We start from the raw sequence: 20702 nt of genomic DNA, 5'->3' as shown, positions 1-20702 counted from the left end.
TGAGAGCGCTGCCGAGGCAGGAAAGTCTCATTTAGATATGAACGGTTTAGGTAAGTGGGGGGGGAATGGTGGGCGACCCTGGAATCGAACCAGGCGTGGGTCTCCCCGGCGGAGTTACAGTCCGCTGCCGCACCTTGCAGCACGTCGCCCGCCGATCGCTTTCGGCGTGGGGGGTGATTAGCGGCCCTGCCGGGGGGCGTCAAGCGGATTTCCGGGGCTTGCACCAACGGCCCATCCCGCGCAGAGAAGACCCCGACAGGACAGGAGACCGCGCATGGCCGAGAGGACCCCCAAAAAGCCCACCTGGGTCATCGACAAGGAACGTGCCCGCCGCGCCTCGGCCGCCGAGACGGTGTGGCTGTTCGGCCTGCATGCCGTGCGCGACGCGCTGGCCAACCCCGCGCGCGAGAAGATGCGCCTGGTCGTGACGCAGAACGCCGTCACCCGGCTTGGCGACCTGCACGGGATGGAGCCCGAGATCACCGACCCGCGCATCTTCGACAAGACCGTGGGGCTGGCCGCCGAGAGCGTCCATCAGGGTGCCGCGCTGGAGGTCAAGCCGCTGAAATGGGGCAGCCTGTCCGAGGTGGCGCTGCGCGAGGCGCCGGGCGCGACGCGTCCGCTGCTGGTCGCGCTCGACCGGGTGACGGACCCGCATAACGTCGGCGCGATCCTGCGCTCGGCCGAGGTCTTCGGCGCCCGCGCGGTCATCGCCCCCGCCCGCCATTCCGCCCCCGAGACCGGCGCGCTGGCAAAGACCGCCTCGGGCGCGCTGGAACGCCAGCCCTATCTGCGGGTGCCGAACCTGGCCGAGGCGCTGACGCAGCTGAAGAACATGGGATTCATCCTGGTGGGCCTGGACGGCACCGGCGACGTGCCGCTGCCCGACCTGATGGAGCGCCTGTCGGGCCGGGCGATCTGCCTGGTGCTGGGCGCCGAGGGGCCGGGGATGCGCGAGCTGACCATGAAGACCTGCGACCATGTCGCCCGGGTGCCCTTCGCTGCCGATTTCGGATCGCTCAACGTGTCCAACGCGGCAGCGGTGGCGCTCTATGCGGCAGGGCGGGCATGAAGATCACATCCCTGCGACGTTTCCCTCTGCCGCGTTGAGATTCGTCCCGCCTGCTGTCAAGTAGACCGGACCCTGACCCCTGGATCCCCATGCGCCCCCTGTGCCTTGCCCTGCTGCTGTCCGTGACATCCGCCCTTCCGGCGGTGGCGCAGGATTGGGCGGTGGGCGGCTTCGACCCGGTGGGCTATGCCGCCTCGGGCCGGGCCCTGCCGGGGCGCAGCGACATCTCGACCATGTGGAAGGGCCAGCTGTGGCATTTCGCGACCGAGGAAAACCGCTCCCGCTTCGAGGCCGATCCCCGCGCCTATGCCCCCGCGCTGGACGGGATGTGCCCGATCTCGATCCTCGAGGGCCGCCCGCAGCCGGGCGATCCGCGCCATTTCGCGGTGGTGGGCGGGCGGCTGTACCTGCTGCGCTCGGATGCGGCGGAACGGCAGCTGCAGGAAAATCCGCGCGGGATCACCGACGAGGCCCGCGCGCTGTACCGCTGAGATCCCAAAAATCACGAATGCGCGATGGGGGTGGAACTTTCCCGACTGATGCCCATTTACCTTGGAGGACATGACCCCGGAACGGTCATGTTCAGATCACTGTCCCTCGTTCCGTGACTTGCGCCCGGCCATCTTGTGGACCGGGCGCTTTTTTTGTGCAAGCCTGTGGCCGGGCGCGCCATGCGACAGGGGGAAGACGATGACCATCCAGACCACCGTGGACGACGATATTGCCAGGATCGCGCGGACCGTCAAGGTCGTGGCGATAGTGGGCCTGTCCCCCAACGAGGCGCGTCCCAGCTGGGGCGTCGCCCGCTATCTGCAGTCCTGCGGCATCCGGGTGATCCCGGTCAATCCGGGTCATACCGGCAGCACCATCCTGGGCGAGAAGGTCCATGCGGACCTGGCGTCCATCCCGCCCGAGGCGGGGGTGCAGATGGTCGACATCTTCCGCCGGTCCGAGGCAGTGGGCGGCATCGTCGATCAGGCGCTGACCCACCTGCGCGATCTGCAGGTCATCTGGACGCAACTGGGGGTCCGCGACGACGCGGCCGCCGCGCGTGGTCGGGCCGCCGGAGTGACGGTGATCCAGGACCGCTGCCCCAAGATCGAATTCCCGCGCGTGCTGTGAGGGCCCCCTGCAGGTTATCTGCTTGACGGGCGGGCGGGGCGGTTCTAATCAGGCCCGACCTCAGGGGTATAGCTCAGTTGGTAGAGCATCGGTCTCCAAAACCGAGGGTCGTGGGTTCGAGTCCCCCTGCCCCTGCCAGGTCCTTCCATCAGACCTGATCGCGCCGCAGTGCCCCTCGGGGCGTGACGCGTTCCGGGTTGAAAAGCCCCGCTTGCCCGGCTAGACCCGCGTCTGCACTCGTCCAAGGAGCCTGCCCGTGGCCAACCCCGTCCAGTTCATCAACCAGGTTCGCGCCGAAGCGGCCAAGATCTCCTGGCCGACGCGCCGCGAGGTGATCACCACGACCATCATGGTCCTGATCTTTGCCTCGATCACCAGCCTGTTCTTCTTCCTGGTCGATCTGGCCATCCGGACGGGCCTGACCCAGGGGCTGCGCCTGATCAGCGGCTGATCGGGGCTTGCAATTGGCGGTCAGGGGCGGTATTTGCCCCCGACTGTCCGGAAGACGGCGTGCAACGGATTCTCGTGCGCGCCGATTTCGATTTTTTCGGACATGATGGAATTCAAGGGGTTGGCGCGGCATCCGCGTGATTCCCGACAGAAGAGCAGGGATCGATCCAGACATGGCAAAACGGTGGTATTCGGTCAGCGTCCTGTCGAACTTCGAAAAGAAGGTCGCCGAGGCGATTCGCCAGTCCGTCGCCGAGAAGGGGCTGGAAGAGCAGATCGACGAGGTGCTGGTCCCGACCGAGGAAGTGATCGAGATCCGTCGCGGCAAGAAGGTCACGTCCGAGCGGCGCTTCATGCCCGGCTACGTCCTCGTCCACATGGACATGTCGGACCGGACCTATCACCTGGTCAACTCGATCAACCGGGTCACCGGGTTCCTGGGCGCGCAGGGCAAGCCGATGCCGATGCGCGACGACGAGGTGAACACGATGCTGAACCGCTCGGGCGACGGCGTTCCCGCCGCCCCGCGCAATCTGATCCGTTTCGACGTGGGCGAGCGCGTCAGCGTCACCGACGGCCCGTTCGAGGGATTCTCGGGCATGGTCGAGGAAGTGGACGAGATCTCGTCGCGCGTGAAGGTCACCGTGTCGATCTTTGGCCGGCCGACGCCGGTCGAACTGGAATTCACGCAGGTCTCCAAGACCTCGTGAGACGTTGCGGGAGGCCGGAAGGCCGTACCGCTAAATCGGCCCCCCTGCGGGGCGTGATGATGAAGGAGAAGGCCAGATGGCCAAGAAAGTTGTTGGCAGCCTGAAGCTGCAGATCAAGGCGGGCCAAGCGAACCCGTCGCCCCCCGTCGGCCCCGCTCTGGGTCAGCGCGGCATCAATATCATGGCCTTCTGCAAAGAGTTCAATGCTCGCACGCAGGAGATGGAGCAGGGTTCGCCCGTGCCCGTCGTGATCACCTATTACGCCGACAAGTCGTTCAGCTTCGAGACGAAGACGCCGCCCGCGTCCTTCCTGCTGAAGAAGGCTGCCGGCCTGAAGCCCGTGGGCAAACGCAACCGCGCCAAGGGCTCGGACAAGCCTGGCCGCAACCCGACCGGGTCGGTGACCGTCAAGCAGGTGCGCGAGATCGCCGAATCCAAGATGGCGGATCTGTCCGCGAACGACGTCGAAGCCGCGATGAAGATCATCCTGGGCTCGGCGCGGTCGATCGGTATCGAGGTGAGGGGCTAAGTCATGGCAAACACGTCAAAGAAAAAAGTCGCCGCCCGCGCCGCCTTCGAAGGCAAGACCAACCTGACCGTCGAGGACGCCGTCAAGCTGGTCAAGTCGCAGGCCTCGGCCAAGTTCGACGAGACCATCGAGATCGCGCTGAACCTGGGCGTCGATCCCCGCCACGCGGACCAGATGGTCCGTGGCGTGGTCACGCTGCCCGCCGGCACCGGCAAGGATGTGCGCGTCGCCGTCTTCGCTCGCGGTCCCAAGGCTGACGAGGCGAAGGCCGCAGGGGCCGACATCGTCGGCGCCGAGGACCTGATGGAGAGCATCCAGTCGGGCAAGATCGACTTCGATCGCTGCATCGCGACGCCGGACATGATGCCGCTGGTCGGTCGTCTGGGCAAGATCCTGGGCCCGCGCAACCTGATGCCGAACCCCAAGGTCGGCACCGTGACCATGGACGTGACGACTGCGGTCAACGCGGCCAAGGGCGGTGAAGTCCAGTTCAAGGCCGAGAAGGCCGGCGTGGTCCATGCGGGCATCGGCAAGGTCTCGTTCGACGAGGACAAGCTGGCCCAGAACCTGCGCGCCTTCGTGGACGCGGTGAGCCGCGCCAAGCCGACGGGTGCCAAGGGCACCTACATGAAGAAGGTCTCGATCAGCTCGACCATGGGTCCGGGCGTGTCGGTGGATGTCGTGTCGGCAACCGCCAGCTGAGGCCAGGGGTGGGGGTCGACCCCATCCCGCGAAATTCCCCGGTCTTCGGGCCGGGGATGGCGGGGCCGCAAGGCCCTGTCCTGTCCGAGACGGAGGGTGTGGGGGAAACCCCGCTTAATTGCCTTCCTGAGATGGGGAAGCGTTTTTCCGAAGGTTCTGACCTTCGGGTGATCTTGCCCTGAACGGACCCGACCCGGTCCCATTCGAGACCGGGAAAGTGAGAGCCGGGGGGAAACCCCCAACTTGGAGTGAAACCGTGGATAGAGCACAAAAAGAACAGCTGGTCGACGAACTCGGCCAGATCTTTGAAAGCTCTGGCGTCGTGGTGGTTGCCCACTACGAGGGGATGACGGTTGCACATATGCAGGACCTTCGCTCGCGCATGCGCGAAGCCGGGGGTTCCGTTCGCGTTGCCAAGAACAAGCTCGCCAAGATCGCCCTGGAGGGAAAGCCTTGCGCAAGCATCGCCGACTATCTGACGGGCATGACCGTGCTCACCTATTCGGAGGATCCGACCGCTGCCGCGCGGATCGCCGACAAATACGCCAAGGATAACGAGCGTTTCGTGATCTTGGGCGGTGCAATGGGTGATGCGGCCCTGGATCCGGCCGGTGTGAAAGCCGTCGCCTCGATGCCGTCGCGTGAAGAGCTGATCGCTCAGATCGTGTCCTGCCTCGGAGCGCCTGCTTCCAACATCGCCGGTGCCATTGGCGCGCCTGCTTCGAACATCGCGAGCATCCTCACGACCCTCGAGGAACGTGAGGCTGCGTAAGCAACCTGATCCCGTCTGGTGGTTGAAGACCCGACGTTGGAACATTAACTGGAAAGAACGGAAAAATGGCTGATCTGAAACAACTCGCAGAACAAATCGTGGGCCTGACCCTGCTGCAGGCTCAGGAACTGAAGACCATCCTGAAGGATGAGTACGGCATCGAGCCCGCCGCTGGCGGCGCCGTCATGATGGCTGGCCCGGCTGCTGCCGCCGAAGCCGTCGAAGAGAAGACCGAGTTCGACGTCGTCCTGCTGGAAGCCGGCGCGAACAAGATCAACGTGATCAAGGAAGTTCGCGGCATCACCGGTCTGGGCCTGAAAGAAGCCAAGGACCTGGTCGAAGCCGGTGGCAAAGTCAAAGAAGGCGCGTCCAAGGCTGATGCCGAGGAAGTGAAGAAGAAGCTCGAAGCGGCTGGCGCCAAGGTCGAGCTGAAGTAATTGGCCGACAGGCCATGACGATCAGGCAGGGTCCGGGGTTTCCCGGTCCCTGCCGAACCTGTCTTGAAGGTCGGTCTGGGTGTCAGACCTCCCCTCAGGGCATGTTCGAGGTTCGGGAGCCGCGCGGTGGGACGCGTGGCACGAATGGAACCTCACCCCTGCATTCGTAGGCGCGTCCCGGGGGCCCCCGACCCGGACGCGCGCGAAGACGAAAGGTGACAAGACCCCATGGCGCAAGCTTATGTCGGCCAGAAGCGGATCCGCCGCTATTATGGCAACATCCGTGAAGTTCTGGAGATGCCGAACCTGATCGAGGTTCAGAAATCCTCCTATGACCTGTTCCTGAACTCGGGCGAGGGAAGCGGTCATAACGATGGCGACGGCATCCAGGGCGTGTTCCAGTCGGTGTTCCCGATCAAGGACTTCAACGAGACCGCGACGCTGGAATTCGTGAAGTACGAGCTGGAACGCCCGAAATACGACGTGGACGAGTGCCAGCAGCGCGACATGACCTATGCCGCGCCGCTGAAGGTCACCCTGCGCCTGATCGTCTTCGATCTGGACGAGAATACCGGGGCGAAATCCGTCAAGGACATCAAGGAACAGGACGTCTTCATGGGCGACATGCCCCTGATGACGACGAACGGCACGTTCATCGTGAACGGCACCGAGCGCGTGGTCGTGTCCCAGATGCACCGCTCGCCCGGCGTGTTCTTCGACCATGACCGGGGCAAGACCCATTCCTCGGGCAAGCTGCTGTTCGCCTGCCGCATCATTCCCTATCGCGGCTCGTGGCTGGACTTCGAATTCGACGCCAAGGACCTTGTGTTCGCGCGCATCGACCGCCGCCGCAAGCTGCCCGTGACGACGCTCCTCTATGCCTTGGGCATGGATCAGGAGGCGATCATGGACGCCTTCTACGAGACCGTTACCTATACCCTGCGCCGTTCGGGCCGCGAGCAGGGCTGGGTCACGCGCTTCTTCCCCGAGCGCGTGCGCGGCACCCGTCCGGCCTTCGACCTGGTGAACGCCGAGACCGGCGAAGTCATCACCAAGGCCGGCGAGAAGGTCACCCCGCGCCTGGTCAAGAAGCTGCAGGAATCCGAAGAGCAGCTGAACCTCTACGTTCCGTTCGAGCGGATCGTGGGCCGCTTCGTGGCCAAGGACATCGTCAACGACGAGACCGGCTTCATCTATGCCGAGGCGGGCGACGAGATCACCGCCGACTACAACAAGGAAGGCGACCTGTCGGGCGGCCTTCTGAAGGTGCTGCTGGACAACGACATCACCGACGTGCCGGTGCTGGACATCGACCATGTCAACGTCGGTCCCTACATCCGCAACACCATGGCGGCGGACAAGAACCTCGGCCGCGAAGGCGCGCTGATGGACATCTACCGCGTCATGCGCCCGGGCGAGCCGCCCACCGTCGAGGCCGCCTCGAACCTGTTCAACTCGCTGTTCTTCGACAGCGAGCGCTATGACCTGTCCGCCGTGGGCCGGGTCAAGATGAACATGCGTCTGAACCTGGACGCGCCCGACACCCAACGCACGCTGCGCCACGAGGATATCGTGTCCTGCATCCGCGGGCTGGTGGAACTGCGCGACGGCAAGGGCGAGATCGACGACATCGACCACCTGGGCAACCGTCGCGTGCGCTCCGTCGGCGAGCTGATGGAGAACCAGTATCGAGTCGGCCTGCTGCGCATGGAGCGTGCCATCCGCGAGCGCATGTCCGGTGTCGAGATCGACACCGTCATGCCGCAGGACCTGATCAATGCGAAACCCGCGGCGGCGGCGGTGCGTGAATTCTTCGGCAGCTCGCAGCTGTCGCAGTTCATGGACCAGACCAACCCGCTGTCCGAAGTGACGCACAAGCGCCGCCTGTCGGCCTTGGGGCCGGGCGGTCTGACGCGCGAGCGTGCTGGCTTCGAGGTGCGCGACGTCCACCCGACCCATTATGGCCGGATGTGCCCGATCGAGACGCCGGAAGGCCAGAACATCGGCTTGATCAACAGTCTCGCGACCTTTGCGCGGGTCAACAAGTACGGCTTCATCGAGACCCCCTACCGCAAGGTGGTCGACGGCCATGTGACCGACGACGTCGTCTACATGTCCGCGACCGAGGAAATGCGCCACACCGTGGCGCAGGCCAACGCGACGCTGGACGCCGACGGCAAGTTCGTCGACGAGCTGATCAGCACCCGCCAGTCGGGCGACTTCATGCTGAACCCGGTGGATGCGATCGACCTGATCGACGTGTCGCCCAAGCAGCTGGTCTCGGTCGCGGCGGCGCTGATCCCGTTCCTGGAAAACGACGACGCCAACCGCGCCCTGATGGGCTCGAACATGCAGCGTCAGGCGGTTCCGCTGCTGCGGGCCGAGGCGCCCTTCGTCGGCACCGGCATGGAAGCGACCGTGGCCCGCGACTCGGGTGCGGCCATCATGGCCCGTCGCAGCGGCATCATCGACCAGGTCGATGCGCAGCGCATCGTGGTCCGGGCGACCGAGCATATGGGTGCGGGCGACGCGGGCGTGGACATCTATCGTCTGCGCAAGTTCAAGCGCTCGAACCAGTCCTCGACCATCAACCAGCGTCCGCTGGTCAAGGTGGGCGAGAAGGTCGTGGCCAACCAGGTCATCGCGGACGGTCCCTCGACCGACCGGGGCGAGCTGGCCATCGGCCGCAACGTGGTCGTCGCGTTCATGCCCTGGAACGGCTACAACTACGAGGACTCGATCCTGATCAGCGAGCGGATCCACCGCGACGACGTGTTCACCTCGATCCATATCGACGAATACGAAGTGGCGGCCCGCGACACCAAGCTGGGCCCGGAAGAGATCACGCGCGACATTCCGAACGTGGGCGAAGAGGCGCTTCGCAATCTGGATGAAGCCGGCATCGTCTATATCGGTGCGGAATGCCAACCGGGCGACATCCTGGTGGGCAAGATCACCCCCAAGGGCGAAAGCCCGATGACGCCGGAAGAGAAGCTGCTGCGCGCCATCTTCGGCGAAAAGGCCAGCGACGTGCGCGACACGTCCCTGCGTCTGCCGCCGGGTGCCTATGGGACGATCGTCGAGGTGCGGGTCTTCAACCGCCACGGCGTCGACAAGGACGAGCGCGCGCTGCAGATCGAGCGCGAGGAAGTCGAGCGTCTGTCGCGCGACCGAGACGACGAGCAGGCGATCCTGGACCGCAACATCTATGCGCGTCTGAAGACGCTGGTTCTGGGCAAGACGGCGCTCAAGGGCCCCAAGGGCATTCGCTCGGGCACCGAGATCACCGAGGACCTGCTGGGCACCATGTCCCGCGGCCAGTGGTGGCAGCTGGCGGTCAGCGAAGAGGACGTCGCCAAGGACGTCGAGGCGCTGAACGGTCAGTACGACACCCAGAAGAAGCTGCTGGACGCGCGCTTCGAGGACAAGGTCGAGAAGGTCCGCCAGGGCGACGACCTGCCGCCGGGCGTGATGAAGATGGTCAAGGTCTTCGTCGCCGTGAAGCGCAAGCTGCAGGCCGGCGACAAGATGGCCGGCCGTCACGGCAACAAGGGCGTCGTATCCAAGGTCGTCCCGATGGAGGACATGCCGTTCCTGGCGGACGGCACCCCCGTCGACCTGGTTCTGAACCCCCTGGGCGTGCCGTCGCGCATGAACGTGGGCCAGATCCTGGAGACCCACATGGGTTGGGCCAGCCGTGCCCTGGGCCTCAAGATCGACGAGGCGCTGGAGGATTATCGCCGCAATGGCGACATGACCCCGGTCCGCGAGGCGATGCGCATCGGCTATGGCGACGACCTGTATGCCGACACCTTCGACGGCATGGATGACGAGACGCTGCGCGAGCACGCCGACACGGTGCGCACGGGTGTGCCGATCGCCACGCCGGTCTTCGACGGCGCGAAAGAGGCTGACGTGAACGACGCGCTGACGCGTGCCGGGTTCGACACCTCGGGGCAGTCGGTGGTGTTCGATGGCCGCACGGGCGAGCAGTTCGCGCGTCAGGTCACCGTGGGGATGAAGTACGTCCTCAAGCTGCACCACCTGGTCGATGACAAGATGCACGCCCGGTCCACCGGTCCGTACAGCCTGGTCACGCAGCAGCCCTTGGGCGGCAAGGCGCAGTTCGGTGGCCAGCGCCTCGGCGAGATGGAGGTCTGGGCTCTGGAAGCCTATGGCGCCGCCTACACGCTGCAGGAGATGCTGACCGTCAAGTCGGACGACGTCGCCGGACGGACCAAGGTCTACGAGTCCATCGTCAAGGGCGAGGACAACTTCGAGGCCGGCGTCCCGGAATCGTTCAACGTGCTGGTCAAGGAGGTCCGGGGTCTGGGCCTCAACATGGAACTCCTGGATGCGGAAGAGGAGGAGTGAGGGCGCAAGCCTTCACTTCGCCCCATCCCGTGCCCTTCATTAGGAATTGAAAATGAACCAGGAACTCGCCACCAATCACCTGAACCCGCTGGCCACGCCGCGGCAGTTCAGCGAGATCAAGATCTCGCTGGCCTCGCCCGAGGAGATCCTCGCCTGGTCCTTCGGCGAGGTGAAGAAGCCCGAGACGATCAACTACCGCACGTTCAAGCCGGAACGTGACGGCCTGTTCTGCGCGCGCATCTTTGGTCCGATCAAGGACTACGAATGCCTCTGCGGCAAGTACAAGCGCATGAAGTATCGCGGCCTCGTCTGCGAGAAATGCGGCGTGGAAGTGACCCTGCAGAAGGTCCGCCGCGAGCGGATGGGCCATATCGAATTGGCCGCCCCCGTCGCCCATATCTGGTTCCTCAAGTCGCTGCCCTCGCGCATCGGCCTGATGCTGGACATGACGCTGCGCGATCTGGAGCGGATCCTCTATTTCGAGAACTATGTCGTCATCGAGCCGGGTCTGACCGACCTCAGCTATGGCCAGTTGCTGAGCGAAGAGGAATTCCTCGACGCGCAGGACAATTATGGCGCCGACGCGTTCCAGGCCGATATCGGCGCCGAGGCGATCCGGGCCATGCTGGCCAATATCGACCTGGCCGGCACTGCCGACCAGCTGCGCGAGGACCTCAAGGCCGCCACCGGCGAGCTGAAGCCCAAGAAGATCATCAAGCGCCTGAAGATCGTCGAGAGCTTCCTGGAATCGGGCAACCGTCCCGAATGGATGGTCCTGACCGTCATCCCGGTCATTCCGCCGGAACTGCGCCCGCTGGTCCCCTTGGACGGCGGCCGCTTCGCCACGTCCGACCTGAACGACCTCTATCGTCGCGTCATCAACCGCAACAACCGCCTCAAGCGGCTGATCGAGCTGCGCGCGCCCGACATCATCGTGCGCAACGAAAAGCGGATGTTGCAGGAATCGGTCGATGCGCTGTTCGACAACGGCCGTCGCGGCCGCGTCATCACGGGCAACAACCGTCGCCCGCTGAAGTCGCTGTCGGACATGCTGAAAGGCAAGCAGGGCCGCTTCCGCCAGAACCTTCTGGGCAAGCGCGTCGACTTCTCGGGTCGTTCGGTCATCGTGACCGGCCCGGAACTCAAGCTGCACCAGTGCGGCCTGCCCAAGAAGATGGCGCTCGAGCTGTTCAAGCCGTTCATCTATTCGCGGCTCGAGGCGAAGGGTCTGTCCTCGACCGTCAAGCAGGCCAAGAAGCTGGTCGAAAAGGAACGCCCCGAGGTCTGGGACATCCTGGACGAGGTCATCCGCGAGCACCCGGTTCTTCTGAACCGCGCGCCCACGCTGCACCGTCTCGGCATCCAGGCGTTCGAGCCGATCCTGATCGAGGGCAAGGCGATCCAGCTGCACCCGCTGGTCTGCTCGGCCTTCAACGCCGACTTCGACGGCGACCAGATGGCCGTGCACGTCCCGCTGTCGCTTGAGGCGCAGCTGGAAGCGCGCGTCCTGATGATGTCGACGAACAACGTGCTGTCGCCCGCCAACGGCGCGCCGATCATCGTGCCGTCGCAGGACATGGTCCTGGGCATCTACTATGTCACGATGATGCGCGAAGGCATGAAGGGCGAGGGGATGATCTTCTCGAACGTGGACGAGGTCGAACACGCCCTCGCCGCCGGAGAGGTGCATCTGCACGCCAAGATCCAGGCCCGCATCAAGCAGATCGACGAGAACGGCAACGAGGTCCTCAAGCGCTACGAGACCACGCCGGGCCGCATCCGCGTGGGGGCGATCCTGCCGCTGAACGCCAAGGCACCGTTCGAGCTGGTCAACCAGCTGCTGCGCAAGAAGGACGTTCAGGTCGTCATCGACACCGTCTACCGCTACTGCGGCCAGAAGGAATCGGTGATCTTCTGCGACCAGATCATGACGCTCGGCTTCCGCGAGGCGTTCAAGGCCGGCATCAGCTTCGGCAAGGACGACATGGTCGTTCCCGAAAGCAAGTGGCCGATCGTGGGCGAGGTCCAGGAGCAGGTCAAAGAGTTCGAGCAGCAGTATCTGGACGGCCTGATCACCCAGGGCGAGAAGTACAACAAGGTCGTGGACGCCTGGTCGAAGTGCAACGACCGCGTGACCGAGGCCATGATGACCACGATCTCGTCCAAGAAGTTCGACGAGAACGGCGCCGAGAAGGAGCCGAACTCGGTCTACATGATGGCCCACTCGGGTGCCCGGGGTTCGGTCAACCAGATGAAGCAGCTGGGCGGCATGCGCGGCCTGATGGCCAAGCCCTCGGGCGAGATCATCGAGACGCCGATCATCTCGAACTTCAAGGAAGGTCTGACCGTTCTTGAATATTTCAACTCGACCCACGGCGCCCGGAAGGGTCTGTCGGACACCGCGTTGAAGACGGCGAACTCGGGCTATCTGACGCGGCGTCTGGTGGATGTGGCGCAGGACTGCATCATCCGCGAGCATGATTGCGGCACCGAACGCGCGATCACGGCCTCTGCCGCCGTGAACGACGGCGAGGTCATCTCGCCGCTGTCCGAGCGGGTTCTGGGTCGCACCGTGGCCGAGGATGTGCTGGTTCCGGGCGGCGACGAGATCATCATCCGTGCCAACGAGGTGATCGACGAACGCAAGGCCGACGCCATCGAGGCGGCGGGCGTGCAGACCGTGCGCATCCGCTCGGCGCTGACCTGCGAATCCGAAGACGGGATCTGCGCGCTGTGCTATGGCCGCGATCTGGCGCGCGGCACGCTGGTCAATATCGGCGAGGCGGTGGGCATCATCGCCGCGCAGTCGATCGGCGAACCCGGCACGCAGCTGACGATGCGGACCTTCCACATCGGCGGCATCGCGCAGGGTGGCCAGCAGTCGTTCCAGGCGGCCTCGCATGAAGGCTTCGTGCAGTTCCGCAACGAGAACCTGCTGGGCAATGCCAGCGGCGACAACGTGGTCATGTCGCGCAACATGCAGCTGATCGTCGTCGACGAGCACGGGCAGGAACGCGCCAGCCACAAGCTGTTCTACGGCTCGAAGCTGTTCGTGAAGAACGGTGACAAGGTCATCCGCGGCGCCAAGCTGTTCGAATGGGATCCCTATACCCTGCCGATCATCGCGGAAAAGGGCGGCACGGCGAAGTTCGTCGACCTGATGTCGGGGATCTCGGTCCGCGACGAGACGGACGATGCGACCGGCATGACGCAGAAGATCGTGACCGACTGGCGCTCGGCGCCCAAAGGCAACGAGCTGAAGCCCGAGATCATCATCATGGACGCCAGCGGCGAACCGGTGCGCAACGACCAGGGCAACCCGGTCAGCTATCCGATGTCGGTGGATGCCATCCTGTCGATCGAGGAAGGCCAGGAGATCCAGCCGGGCGACGTGGTGGCACGGATCCCGCGCGAGGGTGCCCGGACCAAAGACATCACCGGGGGTCTTCCCCGCGTGGCGGAACTGTTCGAGGCCCGTCGTCCCAAGGATCACGCGATCATCGCGGAAATCGACGGCTATGTGCGGTTCGGCAAGGACTACAAAAACAAGCGCCGCATTAGCATCGAGGCCGCCGAGGAAGGCGTCGCTCCGGTCGAATACATGGTGCCGAAAGGCAAGCACATCCCGGTGCAGGAAGGCGACTTCGTACAGAAGGGCGACTACATCATGGACGGCAACCCGGCGCCGCATGACATCCTGCGCATCATGGGGATCGAGGCCTTGGCCGACTATCTCATCGATGAGGTGCAGGACGTCTATCGACTGCAGGGCGTGAAGATCAACGACAAGCATATCGAGGTGATCGTCCGCCAGATGCTGCAGAAGATCGAGATCCTCGACAGCGGCGAGACTACGCTGCTGAAGGGCGAGCACGTCGAGCGCGACGAGTTCGACGAGGAGAACGCCAAGATCGAGGCACGCGGCGGACGTCCCGCCACGGGCGAGCCGGTCCTGCTGGGCATCACCAAGGCGTCGCTGCAGACCCGCAGCTTCATCTCGGCGGCGTCCTTCCAGGAGACGACCCGGGTGCTGACCGAGGCGGCCGTGCAGGGCAAGCGCGACAAGCTTGTGGGCCTCAAGGAGAACGTCATCGTGGGCCGCCTGATCCCGGCGGGCACCGGTGGCGCGACCTCGCGGGTCCGTCGCATCGCCACGGAGCGCGATGCCGAGGTGATCGAGGCACGTCGCGCCGAGGCCGAGGCGGCTGCCGCCCTGGCCGCGCCCGAGCCCACCACGGGCACGACCGCGCCCGAGACGATGACCGACAGCGCCATCGCCGATCTGCCCGAGACCAACGGCGAGGAGTGATCCTTAGCCCCTGACCACCGCGAAGGCCCGGCACCCAGTGCCGGGCCTTCGTCTTTCGGGTTGACCGCCCTTGCCCGGCGCACATACTGCGCCAGTCGTTCAAGGAACCAAGATGCGCATCCAAGTCCTGGGCCTGTGTCGATTTTCGCTGCTGGTGCAGGGCGATTTCCAGACCACCGGCGAGGATCTGGACGACAACCGAGCCATTCTCTATGACCCCGCCCGGCTGGAACGCCGGATGCGCTGGTTCGAGACGCTCTGCGTGCCACCGCTGATGGCGCAGACCGATCCCGATTTCACCCTCATCGTCGTCACCGGAGAGGACCTGCCCGAGCCCTGGGCCGGGCGCCTGCTGGCCCTGGCCGAGATCGTTCCGCAGATCCGCATCGAATGCCTGCCCGCCGGTCGCCACGCGCCGCTGTGCCGCGAGGCCCTGTCCCGCCATGTCGATCCGACAGCCGATGTGGTGGCGCAGTTCCGCATGGATGACGACGACGCGGTGGCCATCGACTATGTCGCCCATATCCGGGCCGACCACCGCCTGACGATCCACATGACCCACAAGCACCATCCGGTCGTGGTGAACTATACCAGCGGCCTCGTCGCCCGGCTGGAGGATGGCGATCTGAGCCTGCATGCCGAGATGGCGCAGAACTGGGGCCTGGCGCAGACCTTCTATTTCCCGGGCGGAGAGGTGCGGTCGCTGATGAACTATCGCCATGACAAGGTCTGGGCCAAGGTGCCGACCGTGACGCTGCCCGGCCCGGTCATGTGGATCCGCGGCCATCACGACGTGAACGACAGCCGCGGGCACCTGATCGGCAAGCACCGCGTCCCGGCCGATTCCGAGGCGCTGCCCCGCCTGCTGGACCGCCGCTTCAACCTGGATCTGGCGGATCTGCGCGCGGCGCTGACCCTGCCGCTGGACCGGCCCCTGCCGGGCGACGACCCCGCCCTCCCGCCTGCCTGACCGCCCTTCCCGACGCTCTCAAGCCCCCCGGACCCTTTCCCATGGTAGCGCCCCTGATCTCTCCCCTGCGCCGGACCCGGCCCGCCTCGGTCCGGCCCGAGCCGCTGCAACCGGGCGACAACCTGCGCGGGGCGGGGCTGATGACCCTGTCGATGATGGGCTTCGGCTGCAACGATGCCATCGTCAAGTTCGTGACTCAGGACATGCCGCTGTATCAGGCGATCACCCTGCGCGGCAGCTTCGTCATGCTGGCGCTGATGCTGCTGGCCCAACGCGGCGGCGGGCTGCGCCTGCGCATCGCGCCCTCGGCGCGCTGGCCCATGGCGCTGCGCCTGATCGGAGAGGTCGGCTCGACCCTGCTGTTCCTCAATGCGCTGCAGCGCATGGCCATCGGCGACCTGACGGCGGTGATGCAATCGCTGCCGCTGGTGGTGATGCTGGGCGCGGCGCTGTTCTTCGGCGAGACCCTGGGCTGGCGGCGCATCGTCGCGGTGATGGTGGGGATGGCGGGGGTCCTGGTGATCCTCAGGCCCGGCAGCGGCACCTTCGGCATCTGGTCGCTGGCAGCGCTTGGGGCGATGGTCATGGTGGCGCTGCGCGACCTGTCCACCCGGCGCTTCTCGCGCGAGATCAGCTCTGCGACAATCGCCTTCTATGCCGCCGTGGCGGTCACCCTGATCGGGCTGGTCCTCAGCCTGGGGCAGGGCTGGATCCTGCCCTCGGGGTCCCAGATCCTGCTTCTGGTGCTGAGCAGCCTGTTTCTGACCGTGGGCTATCTCTCGGCCGTCTCCGCCATGCGGATCGGAGAGATCTCGGCGGTGGCACCCTTCCGCTATACCTCGCTTCTTTGGGCGATCGTGCTGGGGATGCTGATCTTCGGCGACTGGCCGGACCTGTGGACCTGGGTCGGGTCCGGGCTGGTCGTCGGCGCGGGGATCTACACGATCTGGCGCGAGGCGCAGCTGGGGAGGCGGCGGTGATGCGGGTGCAGATGCTGGGCCTGTGCCGGTTTTCCTATCTGGGCCTGCGGGGCTATCAGGTCGAGCATGACAGCATCGCGGCGCGGCGGGCCTACCTCTATGATCCCGATCGTCTGGCGCGGCGCTGGCTGTGGTTCACCACTGTCGCCCTGCCGGGCTGGCTGGCGCAGACCGACCCGGATTTCACGTTGGTGATCATGACCGGGCCGGACCTGCCGCAGCCCTGGCTGGGCCGGTTGCAGGAGCTGTGCGACCGGGTGCCGCAGCTGCAGCTGTCGCTGGTCCCGCCCATGGACTATCACCTGCAGGCCTGCCGCGCCGCCGTGGCCCCGCATGTCGACCCAGTGGCCGAGGTCATCGGGCATTTCCGCCATGACGACGACGATGCCGTGGCCTTGGATTATGTCGCCGCGACCCGCCGCGATTTCGCCAGCGTGCAGGAGTTGTGGCGGCCCGAAGGCAGGCTGTCTCTGGATTACGGGCGCGGGCTGATGATCGAGGCCCGCGGCGGCAAGTTGAGGATCACGCCGCGCATCTGCCACAACATGGGCGTCGCGCTGACCGTCTTCCTGAAACCCGAGATCCCCGACACCGCGCTGCATTACAACCACACGCAGCTGGCCCGCTGGATGCCCGGGGTGCAGATCTCGCGCCCGCTGATGTTCATCCGCTCGATCCATGGCGACAGCGACTCGGGCGACATGGGGCCGGGCCTGCCCTGGGATCCCGAGGAGGGCGCGATGAAGCGCCTGCTGCGCCTGCGCTTTGGGCTGGCGCGGGGCGATCTGGTCGATCTGGCGCGGCAGCTGCACGAGGCTCCGGCAGGCGGCGGGACGGGCGGCGGGGCAGGGGGCGCCGGTTGACAGGGCCGCGAAATCCCCCTATAGCCACGCGACCCGGCGGGAAACCGCAACGGGTACCAGAACCTGTGAGGTCACGATCCGGGCCGAAACGCCCCGATCCTCTGGAATGATGCCCGCCAGCCCTGTAAGGGCCGGTCGGGCTTGGTGTTTTGCGATTCGCGCGAGGCACCGTCGAGAAGCGGCGCAACCGATCGGTTGCGAGTATTGACAGAGCAAGACGGGGAACCGAATGCCGACGATCCAACAGCTGATCCGCAAGCCGCGGCAGCCGAGAGTGCAGCGGTCTAAATCCATGCACCTTCAGGGCTGCCCGCAGAAACGCGGTGTCTGCACGCGCGTCTACACCACGACGCCGAAGAAACCGAACTCCGCCATGCGGAAGGTCGCCAAGGTGCGCCTGACGAATGGTTTCGAGGTCATCTCCTATATTCCGGGCGAAAAGCACAACCTGCAGGAGCACAGCGTCGTGCTGATCCGCGGCGGCCGCGTGAAAGACCTTCCGGGTGTCCGTTACCACATCCTGCGCGGTGTGCTGGATACCCAGGGCGTCAAGGATCGTCGCCAGCGTCGTTCGAAATACGGCGCGAAGCGTCCGAAATAAGGAGAGGCACCCATGTCCCGTCGTCACGCCGCTGAAAAGCGCGAAGTCCTGCCCGACGCCAAATATGGCGATCGCGTGCTGACCAAATTCATGAACAACCTGATGGTTGACGGCAAGAAGTCGACTGCCGAGCGGATCGTCTACAACGCGCTGGAGCGCGTCGAGACCCGCCTCAAGCGCGAGCCCATCGAAGTCTTCCACGAGGCGCTGGAAAACGTGAAACCGTCCGTCGAGGTGCGTTCGCGCCGCGTCGGGGGTGCCACCTACCAGGTTCCCGTCGAGGTCCGTCCGATCCGTCGCGAGGCGCTGGCCATCCGCTGGCTGATCACGGCTGCGGCCAAGCGCAACGAGAACACGATGGAAGAGCGCCTTGCGGGCGAGCTGTCCGATGCCGTCAACGGCCGCGGAACCGCTGTCAAGAAGCGCGAAGACACGCACAAGATGGCCGACGCCAACAAGGCGTTCAGCCACTACCGCTGGTAAGGCGAAAGGATCCAATTCATGGCACGCGAATATCAGCTTCCGCGTTATCGCAACTTCGGCATCATGGCTCACATCGATGCCGGCAAGACGACGACGACGGAACGCATCCTTTACTACACCGGCAAGTCGCACAAGATCGGCGAAGTGCATGACGGCGCCGCGACCATGGACTGGATGGAGCAAGAGCAGGAGCGCGGCATCACGATCACGTCTGCCGCGACCACCACGTTCTGGCAGCGTCAGGAGGACCCCACCACCGAGGGGACGTCCGACACGAAGTACCGTTTCAACATCATCGACACCCCCGGCCACGTCGACTTCACCATCGAAGTCGAACGCTCGCTGGCGGTGCTGGATGGTGCGATCTGCCTGCTGGACGCCAATGCCGGCGTCGAGCCGCAGACCGAGACCGTCTGGCGTCAGGCCGACCGCTACAAGGTCCCGCGGATCGTGTTCGTCAACAAGATGGACAAGATCGGCGCCGACTTCTTCAACTGCGTGAAGATGATCAAGGACCGCACCGGCGGCACCCCCTGCCCGATCGCCCTGCCGATCGGCGCCGAGGACAAGCTGGAAGGCATCATCGACCTGATCAAGATGGAGGAATGGGTGTGGGAAGGTGAAGACCTTGGCGCATCCTGGTTCCGCCGTCCGATCCGGGCCGAGCTGCAGGACCTGGCGCTGGAATGGCGCAAGAACCTGATCGAGCTGGCCGTCGACATGGACGACGCTGCCATGGAAGCCTATCTGGAGGGCACCGAGCCCGACGAGGCGACCCTGCGCGCGCTGATCCGCAAGGGCACGCTGTCGCTGTCCTTCTTCCCGGTCACCGCCGGGTCCGCGTTCAAGAACAAGGGCGTGCAGCCCTTGCTGAACTCGGTCATCGACTTCCTGCCGAACCCGCTGGACGTGCCCGCCTATATGGGCTTCACGCCGGGCGACGAGACCGAGACGCGCGACATCGAACGCCGTGCGGACGATTCCATGCCCTTCTCGGGCCTGGCGTTCAAGATCATGAACGACCCCTTCGTCGGCTCGCTGACCTTCACGCGCATCTATTCGGGCACGATGAAGAAGGGCGATCAGCTGCTGAACGCTACCAAGGGCAAGCGCGAGCGCGTCGGCCGGATGATGATGATGCACTCGATCAACCGCGAGGAAATCGAGGAAGCCTTTGCCGGCGACATCATCGCGCTGGCCGGTCTGAAGGACACGACCACGGGCGACACCCTGTGCGACCCGGCCAAGCCGGTGGTCCTGGAGACCATGACCTTCCCCGAGCCGGTGATCGAGATCGCCGTCGAGCCGAAGTCCAAGGCGGACCAGGAAAAGATGGGCCTGGCCCTTCAGCGCCTGTCGGCCGAGGACCCGTCCTTCCGTGTGGAAACCGATCTTGAATCGGGCCAGACGATCATGAAGGGCATGGGCGAACTTCACCTCGACATCCTGGTCGACCGCATGAAGCGCGAGTTCAAGGTCGAGGCGAATATCGGTGCTCCGCAGGTTGCCTATCGCGAGACGATCAGCCAGCAGGCCGACATCGACTACACGCACAAGAAGCAGACCGGTGGTACGGGCCAGTTCGCCCGCATCAAGCTGACGATCACGCCGACCGAGCCGGGCGAGGGCTACTCGTTCGAATCCAAGATCGTGGGCGGCGCGGTGCCCAAGGAATACATCCCCGGTGTCGAAAAGGGCATCAAGTCGGTGATGGATTCGGGCCCGTTGGCCGGCTTCCCGGTGATCGACTTCAAGGTCGCGCTGACGGACGGCGCCTTCCACGACGTCGACTCGTCGGTCCTGGCCTTCGAGATCGCGGCCCGCGCCGCGATGCGCGAGGGTCTGCGCAAGGCCGGTGCGAAGCTGCTGGAACCGATCATGAAGGTCGAGGTCGTCACGCCGGAGGAATATACCGGTTCGATCATCGGCGACCTGACCAGCCGTCGTGGCATGGTCCGGGGGCAGGACAGCCGCGGCAACGCGAACGTCATCGACTGCTTCGTGCCGCTGGCCAACATGTTCGGCTACATCAACAACCTGCGCTCCATGTCGTCGGGTCGTGCGGTGTTCTCGATGCAGTTCGACCACTACGAGGCCGTGCCGCAGAACATCTCGGACGAGATCCAGAAGAAATACGCCTGATCCTGCGGCGGGGCACCAGCCCCGCCACACACCACGCATCGAAGAACAAGGAGCCATCCCATGGGCAAGGCAAAGTTTGAACGGAACAAACCGCACGTCAACATCGGCACGATCGGCCATGTCGACCACGGCAAGACGACACTGACCGCGGCGATCACCAAGTATTTCGGCGAATTCCGCGCCTAT

18 protein-coding genes and 2 tRNA genes are annotated in these 20702 nt (G+C 65.0%); 19 read left to right on the top strand and 1 reads right to left on the bottom strand.

The window, feature by feature from the left end; genetic code table 11:
* Window positions 1-66: 66 nt before the first annotated feature.
* Window positions 67-150, bottom strand: a tRNA-Tyr gene (locus tag FA743_RS14870).
* 124 nt (window positions 151-274) lie between these two features.
* Here FA743_RS14870 and rlmB point away from each other — a divergent pair.
* The 19 genes from rlmB to FA743_RS14775 form a co-directional block, all read left to right on the top strand.
* On the top strand, window positions 275-1072 hold the full coding sequence (rlmB, locus tag FA743_RS14865) for a 23S rRNA (guanosine(2251)-2'-O)-methyltransferase RlmB (RefSeq protein WP_136886888.1): 798 nt from the start codon (window positions 275-277) through the stop codon (window positions 1070-1072).
* A gap of 89 nt (window positions 1073-1161) precedes the next feature.
* Window positions 1162-1563: a YHS domain-containing (seleno)protein gene (locus tag FA743_RS14860; RefSeq protein ID WP_136886887.1), complete on the top strand. Its 402-nt coding sequence runs from the start codon at window positions 1162-1164 to the stop codon at window positions 1561-1563.
* Window positions 1564-1762: 199 nt separating this feature from the next.
* Window positions 1763-2194, top strand: a complete 432-nt coding sequence (locus tag FA743_RS14855; protein ID WP_136886886.1) for a CoA-binding protein — start codon at window positions 1763-1765, stop codon at window positions 2192-2194.
* 62 nt (window positions 2195-2256) lie between these two features.
* Window positions 2257-2332 (top strand) — tRNA-Trp (locus FA743_RS14850).
* Between the two features lie 118 nt (window positions 2333-2450).
* Window positions 2451-2645: a preprotein translocase subunit SecE gene (gene secE / locus FA743_RS14845; RefSeq protein WP_136886885.1), complete on the top strand. Its 195-nt coding sequence runs from the start codon at window positions 2451-2453 to the stop codon at window positions 2643-2645.
* 172 nt (window positions 2646-2817) lie between these two features.
* Window positions 2818-3354, top strand: coding sequence for a transcription termination/antitermination protein NusG (gene nusG / locus FA743_RS14840; RefSeq protein ID WP_136886884.1), 537 nt, complete (start codon window positions 2818-2820; stop codon window positions 3352-3354).
* A gap of 76 nt (window positions 3355-3430) precedes the next feature.
* A complete protein-coding gene (rplK, locus tag FA743_RS14835; protein WP_136886883.1) occupies window positions 3431-3883 on the top strand; it encodes a 50S ribosomal protein L11 in 453 nt (150 codons plus the stop codon).
* Window positions 3884-3886: 3 nt separating this feature from the next.
* A complete protein-coding gene (gene rplA / locus FA743_RS14830; RefSeq protein ID WP_136886882.1) occupies window positions 3887-4585 on the top strand; it encodes a 50S ribosomal protein L1 in 699 nt (232 codons plus the stop codon).
* A 256-nt stretch (window positions 4586-4841) separates the two neighbouring features.
* The gene (gene rplJ / locus FA743_RS14825; RefSeq protein WP_135312065.1) at window positions 4842-5357 is read left to right on the top strand and encodes a 50S ribosomal protein L10; all 516 of its coding nucleotides are present in this window, start codon (window positions 4842-4844) and stop codon (window positions 5355-5357) included.
* Between the two features lie 65 nt (window positions 5358-5422).
* Window positions 5423-5794: a 50S ribosomal protein L7/L12 gene (gene rplL, locus FA743_RS14820; RefSeq protein ID WP_136886881.1), complete on the top strand. Its 372-nt coding sequence runs from the start codon at window positions 5423-5425 to the stop codon at window positions 5792-5794.
* A 228-nt stretch (window positions 5795-6022) separates the two neighbouring features.
* Complete coding sequence (rpoB, locus tag FA743_RS14815) at window positions 6023-10168, top strand: DNA-directed RNA polymerase subunit beta (RefSeq protein WP_136886880.1); 4146 nt, start codon at window positions 6023-6025, stop codon at window positions 10166-10168.
* Window positions 10169-10220: 52 nt separating this feature from the next.
* Window positions 10221-14477: a DNA-directed RNA polymerase subunit beta' gene (rpoC, locus tag FA743_RS14810; RefSeq protein WP_136886879.1), complete on the top strand. Its 4257-nt coding sequence runs from the start codon at window positions 10221-10223 to the stop codon at window positions 14475-14477.
* A gap of 112 nt (window positions 14478-14589) precedes the next feature.
* Window positions 14590-15447, top strand: a complete 858-nt coding sequence (locus FA743_RS14805; protein WP_136886878.1) for a glycosyltransferase — start codon at window positions 14590-14592, stop codon at window positions 15445-15447.
* A 41-nt stretch (window positions 15448-15488) separates the two neighbouring features.
* Window positions 15489-16427 (top strand): DMT family transporter, encoded by a 939-nt coding sequence (locus FA743_RS14800; protein WP_136886877.1) that lies wholly within the window; start codon window positions 15489-15491, stop codon window positions 16425-16427.
* Complete coding sequence (locus tag FA743_RS14795) at window positions 16427-17290, top strand: glycosyltransferase (protein ID WP_136886876.1); 864 nt, start codon at window positions 16427-16429, stop codon at window positions 17288-17290. The genes FA743_RS14800 and FA743_RS14795 overlap by 1 nt, the downstream gene beginning before the upstream one ends.
* A gap of 229 nt (window positions 17291-17519) precedes the next feature.
* Window positions 17520-17891 carry a 30S ribosomal protein S12 gene (rpsL, locus tag FA743_RS14790; protein ID WP_042252808.1) on the top strand — a complete coding sequence of 124 codons (372 nt, stop codon included), beginning with the start codon at window positions 17520-17522 and terminating at the stop codon, window positions 17889-17891.
* Between the two features lie 12 nt (window positions 17892-17903).
* Window positions 17904-18374 carry a 30S ribosomal protein S7 gene (rpsG, locus tag FA743_RS14785; RefSeq protein ID WP_131574581.1) on the top strand — a complete coding sequence of 157 codons (471 nt, stop codon included), beginning with the start codon at window positions 17904-17906 and terminating at the stop codon, window positions 18372-18374.
* 18 nt (window positions 18375-18392) lie between these two features.
* Window positions 18393-20516, top strand: coding sequence for an elongation factor G (gene fusA / locus FA743_RS14780; protein WP_136886875.1), 2124 nt, complete (start codon window positions 18393-18395; stop codon window positions 20514-20516).
* A 60-nt stretch (window positions 20517-20576) separates the two neighbouring features.
* Window positions 20577-20702: GTP-binding protein (locus tag FA743_RS14775; RefSeq protein ID WP_246054983.1), on the top strand; the 126-nt coding region annotated here is incomplete at its 3' end.

Origin of the sequence: Paracoccus gahaiensis (assembly GCF_005048225.1) — a bacterium.
Classification (GTDB): domain Bacteria; phylum Pseudomonadota; class Alphaproteobacteria; order Rhodobacterales; family Rhodobacteraceae; genus Paracoccus; species Paracoccus gahaiensis.
Note: the sequence above shows the minus strand (reverse complement) of the source record. Positions and strands in the feature narration are given on the sequence as shown.

Coding starts and splice junctions, on each gene's coding strand:
- rplL (WP_136886881.1), top strand. CDS start 5,423: ATGGCTGATCTGAAACAACTCGCAGAACAAATCGTGGGCCTGACCCTG.
- rpsL (WP_042252808.1), top strand. CDS start 17,520: ATGCCGACGATCCAACAGCTGATCCGCAAGCCGCGGCAGCCGAGAGTG.
- FA743_RS14795 (WP_136886876.1), top strand. CDS start 16,427: ATGCGGGTGCAGATGCTGGGCCTGTGCCGGTTTTCCTATCTGGGCCTG.
- rlmB (WP_136886888.1), top strand. CDS start 275: ATGGCCGAGAGGACCCCCAAAAAGCCCACCTGGGTCATCGACAAGGAA.
- rplK (WP_136886883.1), top strand. CDS start 3,431: ATGGCCAAGAAAGTTGTTGGCAGCCTGAAGCTGCAGATCAAGGCGGGC.
- fusA (WP_136886875.1), top strand. CDS start 18,393: ATGGCACGCGAATATCAGCTTCCGCGTTATCGCAACTTCGGCATCATG.
- rpoC (WP_136886879.1), top strand. CDS start 10,221: ATGAACCAGGAACTCGCCACCAATCACCTGAACCCGCTGGCCACGCCG.
- rplA (WP_136886882.1), top strand. CDS start 3,887: ATGGCAAACACGTCAAAGAAAAAAGTCGCCGCCCGCGCCGCCTTCGAA.
- rpoB (WP_136886880.1), top strand. CDS start 6,023: ATGGCGCAAGCTTATGTCGGCCAGAAGCGGATCCGCCGCTATTATGGC.
- rpsG (WP_131574581.1), top strand. CDS start 17,904: ATGTCCCGTCGTCACGCCGCTGAAAAGCGCGAAGTCCTGCCCGACGCC.
- FA743_RS14855 (WP_136886886.1), top strand. CDS start 1,763: ATGACCATCCAGACCACCGTGGACGACGATATTGCCAGGATCGCGCGG.
- nusG (WP_136886884.1), top strand. CDS start 2,818: ATGGCAAAACGGTGGTATTCGGTCAGCGTCCTGTCGAACTTCGAAAAG.
- FA743_RS14860 (WP_136886887.1), top strand. CDS start 1,162: ATGCGCCCCCTGTGCCTTGCCCTGCTGCTGTCCGTGACATCCGCCCTT.
- FA743_RS14800 (WP_136886877.1), top strand. CDS start 15,489: ATGGTAGCGCCCCTGATCTCTCCCCTGCGCCGGACCCGGCCCGCCTCG.
- FA743_RS14805 (WP_136886878.1), top strand. CDS start 14,590: ATGCGCATCCAAGTCCTGGGCCTGTGTCGATTTTCGCTGCTGGTGCAG.